Raw genomic sequence first — 4,364 nt, 5'->3', positions numbered from 1 at the left:
GGATGGGGCGCGGGGTGGGGGCAGGCCGCTCGGCCGGCTCCCACCCCGGGACCCCGGGGTCACCCGACGGTCACTCCACGACCTCCAGCACGACCACGCTGCCGGTGCCGGCGGCGGTGCCGCGCTCGTTGACCAGCGAGACCGTGCCGAACAGCTCACGGCCGGCCGGGGCCGGGGCGTCGGCGACCACGGAGGCCTCCACGGTGGTGGTGCCACCGGCGGGCAGGTCCACCGTCGTGTCGTCCGCCACGTTCACGGAGCCCAGGCCGTCGCTGAAGTAGACGTCCCGGTAGTCGTACTCCGTGGTCCCCGCGGGCACGGACCAGCCGTGCACCTCGATCACGTAGGTCCCCGGCTGCGGGTCGACGAGCCGCACCAGTTCCTCGGAGTCGCCGGTGGTGCCGCTGCCCACCAGGGTGCCGTCCCGGTAGACGTACAGGTCCAGGTCGGCGGAGGCGTCGCTCGGCGAACCGATCACCGCTTCGAAGAGGGAGACACCCTCCCCGATCTCCACGGTGTTGACGATCGCGTACTCGTCGTCGCCGATGGTCGGACGCTCGTTGCGGGCGGAGCCGAGCGGGCCGCCCTCCAGCGCGCCGGTGATGCCGGCGAACTCGTTGGTGACCTCCCAGGAGACCTCGACGGGCTCACCGACGCGGGCCTGCTCGACGGTCTGCACCGCCGGGTCGAAGACCGCGCCCAGGGCGTTGACCTCGAGGGTGTACGGGTTGTCGAGCATCGGGGAGGTGCGGCGGGCGTCCACGGTCAGCTCCCAGACACCCGGCATCGGGTTGTCGTAGGCGCGGACGTCGGGGCGGCAGGTGTTCCGCGGGTCGTCCAGGTTGTTGTAGCAGGAGAAGACCGCGGTGTTGTCCACCGGCAGACCCCACGGGCTGACGGCCAGCCAGCGGCTCTGGCTGCCCTCCAGCAGACCGCCCATGGAGACCTCCATGGTGCTGGTGCCCTCGGGGACGCGGACGAAGTGGTGCAGCGGCTCGTTGCGCTGGACCTTCCCGGAGGTGTCGAAGGAGAAGTCGGGGGAGTTCAGCTCCTCCGGCACGATCACCGTGGCCAGGATCTGGTGGACGACGCCACCGGTGCGGGTGTCACCCAGTTCCAGGACGGCGCTGTGCGCGCCGGTGGACCGGGGCTTGACCTCGACCTGCACCGTCACCGGCTTGTTCAGGGGCAGCTTCACGGCGGCGCCGCCGCGCAGCTTGAACGCCTTGGTGGCGTCGTTGGCCACCTTCAGCTGGTGGGTCAGGGTGCGGTCCGGGCCGGTGGTCCGGGTCAGGGTGACGTCGTAGACCTTGGTCTTCCCCTTGGCCGGACCGGTGTCGCGGTCGTAGATGCCGGTGCCGGTGTGCGGCTCGGCCAGGTACGCCGAGAGGGCGTGGCTGACCGGGGCGGAGACGGTGTACTCGTACGGGGTGGTGGCCCGGGCGAGGTACTTCCAGGCGCCGACGGTGTCCATCAGACCGGCGCCCTGCTCGTAGGCCTGGATGCCCTTGATCGGCTTCGCGGAGGAGGCCAGGGCGTGGCGCAGGTCGGCGGGGGAGACGTCGAAGCCGCGCTGCTTCGCCGCGGACAGCAGCAGCGCCGAGGCGCCGGCCACCTGCGGGGAGGACATCGAGGTGCCGTTCAGCATCCCGTAGCCGGGCGGCAGGTCGTAGCCGGCGTCGGGCACGCCGGAGCCGGGCATCCAGGTGAGGGTGGTGTTGATGGAGGCGCCGGGGCCGACGATGTCGGGCTTGAAGCCGCCGTCGGCACGCGGGCCGCGCGAGGAGAACGGGAAGAGGTTGTACGGCGTCTTCACGATCGAGCCGTAGTTGGCCGCCCAGGTCTCCTTGGAGACGCCGGCGCCCACCGAGACGACCTTGTCGGCCAGCGACGGGTCACCGATGGTGTTCATGCCGGGGCCGCTGTTGCCGGCGGAGATCACCAGCTGGATGCCGTAGGTGTCGATCAGCTGGGTGTAGAGCCGGGCCCGGGCGTTGTTGCCGTCGTTGAGCGCCGGCAGGCCGCCGATGGACATGTTGACGATGTCCACGCCCCGGTTGACCACCAGGTCGATCATGCCCTCGGTGAGCGCGGTGGCGGTGCAGCCGCCGCCCCAGTTGCAGGCCCGGGAGGAGACGATCTTCGCGCCGGGGGCGGCGCCGGTCATCTTCCCGCCGAAGAGGCCGTTGGCGGCGGTGATGCCGGCCACGTGGGTGCCGTGCCGGTCGTTCGGCAGGCCGATGTTGACGAAGTCCCGGGTCTCGCCGATCCACTCGCCCCCGTAGGGGTCCATGGGAACGTCCTTGCGGATCTCGACGACGAAGGAGATCGCCTCGGCGATGGCGGTGTCGGGGTTGTCCTCGCCGAAGAACCCGATGTCGAAGTTCTCCTTGTAGGGACGCATCGGGGTGTCGTTGGTGAAGTCGCCGTCGTTGTCGAGGTCGACGGTGACGGTCCCGTCCGCGGGCGTGTAGAGCACGCCCCAGACGCCGTCGGTGGTGCCGTCCCGGTTCAGGTCACCGGCCATCTCGCCGCCGGCGGTGGCCGACTCGCGGAAGAGGCTGATGAAGTGGTCGCCCTCGGGGGCGGTGTACTCGCGGCCGGAGTAGGTGAAGGTCCCGCCGGAGACCTCGGTGACCATCGGTCGCCAGGTCTGGTCGTTGTCGATGATCGGGTCGGTGGCGGTGACCACGTCGACGATCTTGCGTTCGCCGGTGGTGGTCTCCTGCAGCGCCGGGTGCACCACGTCGATGCCGGTGTCCAGGACACCGATGGTGATGCCCCGACCGTCGGCCGTCCGGTTCTTCTTGATGAAGTCGGTGGTGCCGATCTCGTGCGACGGCTGGTAGGGGTTGACGTTCGGGGTGGAGGCGTCGGGCCCCGGGTAGGTGGTGCCCTTGCCCTTTCCGGAACCGCCCTTTCCGCCCTTGCCGCCGCCCTCGGGCTCGGGGTCGGGGATGCGGATTTCCTCGTTGAGGTCGATCGCGTGGACGGAGGAATTCTTGACCGCGCGGTCCACCAGCGAATCGGCCCGCTCGGTCGGGACGGTGGCCCTGACGTATCCCACGGAGTCGTCGGTGAATCCGACGGAGGCACCGCTGATCGCCTCCAGGTCCCGCGTGACCTTCTCGGTGTCGCCCGGCTCGGCCGCGATGAGCAGCGTGACCCGGGGCTCACCGCTGAGTTTGGCCTCCTCGAGCTTCGCCGCGTCGGCGGTGCTGAACTTCTCGTCCAGCGGCTTGGCCGGCACCGGCTCGGGGGTCTCCTCGGCCGCCAGTGCGGGAGTGACGCCGGTGGCCGCCAGCGCGACCACGACACCGGCGGTCAGGGCGACCCGGGTGAGTCTCCCGACCGCCGGTGGGGCAGCGGATATGAACGATGGGGTGCTCGTCATGACCATCCTTGTTCGGTATCCGGGACAGGATGGTCGGTAATCATACGTAAATGATCTTCACTTGTGTGTGCTCGCGGAGAAGTTGACGAATAGCTGCCAGCCAAACGGTGTCGACTACCCGGAGAAAGGGGATCAAACACCCCTCTTGGGGGTGGCGGAAATCGGCCGGCCGGCCGATCAGTTCGGCAGTACCGCCACATATCGCCCGATTGGCCGATCGGGCGCGCCCGTCAACGCCGTGCGGACGATGACCGCCTGAAGGTCCGGTGCCTCCCGCAACCCCCGGGGCGTCAGGTGCACCACCGTCACCCCGATGCGCTCCAGCGCCTCCCGGCGCCGTGTGTACCCGGCGGTTTCCCCCTCCTCGGTGGGACGGGGGACATCCCGTCCCTGTGACGTCTCGCCGGGCAGCACGGTTCCCGTCGAGCACTCCCGGGTGTCCAGGACCAGGGCCACGTGCTCCCGGGGCCAGTAGGCGTCCACCGTGCCCGGGGTCTCCCGGGATGTGCGCAGTTCCACGTTCCGGAACGGCTCCGTGATCGGGTCGTCCCCCGGGCCGGTCGGTCGATCCCGGCCGGCCGGCGGTCCCACCACGGCCCGCACGACCTCCCACAGGGCGTCCTGCGCGAACGCCCGGGCGTCCGCGCACGCCCCCTCCAGGGCCCGGAGCGATCCGCCCCGCCGATCGGGGCGCGACCGCCCCACCTCCCGGAGCAGCTCGCGCGCGGTGCAGTGCCCCCCGATCAGGGCCGCCGCCATCAGGCTCCGCGTCGCCCCCGGGGCACCGGCCGCCGGGTCCGGTCCGGGCGCCGTCGCGTCCGCGATCGCGCGCGCCACGGGCACCACCGGCAGGCCGTCGATCCACACCGGGCGGGGGAGGTCGCGGGTGCGCAGCAGTCGGATGCCGGCGGGCGCGCGGAGCCGCCGGGTGTGCGCCACCACCAGGGTGATCGGCGGGGGAGGGGCGAGG

The 4,364-nt window shown here is 71.1% G+C and carries 2 protein-coding genes; both read right to left on the bottom strand.

The features are described from left to right. Positions 1-70 precede the first annotated feature (70 nt). The gene (locus tag FOE67_RS18000; protein ID WP_182665531.1) at positions 71-3,394 is read right to left on the bottom strand and encodes a S8 family serine peptidase; all 3,324 of its coding nucleotides are present in this window, start codon (positions 3,392-3,394) and stop codon (positions 71-73) included. A gap of 177 nt (positions 3,395-3,571) precedes the next feature. Then, positions 3,572-4,364, bottom strand: a 793-nt coding sequence (locus FOE67_RS17995; protein ID WP_182665529.1) for a hypothetical protein, incomplete at its 5' end; no start/stop codon positions are given.

The organism is Streptomyces calidiresistens (assembly GCF_014141525.1).
In the GTDB taxonomy this organism is placed as follows: domain Bacteria; phylum Actinomycetota; class Actinomycetes; order Streptomycetales; family Streptomycetaceae; genus Streptomyces; species Streptomyces calidiresistens.
The sequence above is the reverse complement of the archived record's forward strand: the minus strand, read 5'-3'. Positions and strand labels throughout refer to the sequence as shown.

Coding starts and splice junctions, on each gene's coding strand:
- FOE67_RS18000 (WP_182665531.1), bottom strand. CDS start 3,394: ATGACGAGCACCCCATCGTTCATATCCGCTGCCCCACCGGCGGTCGGG.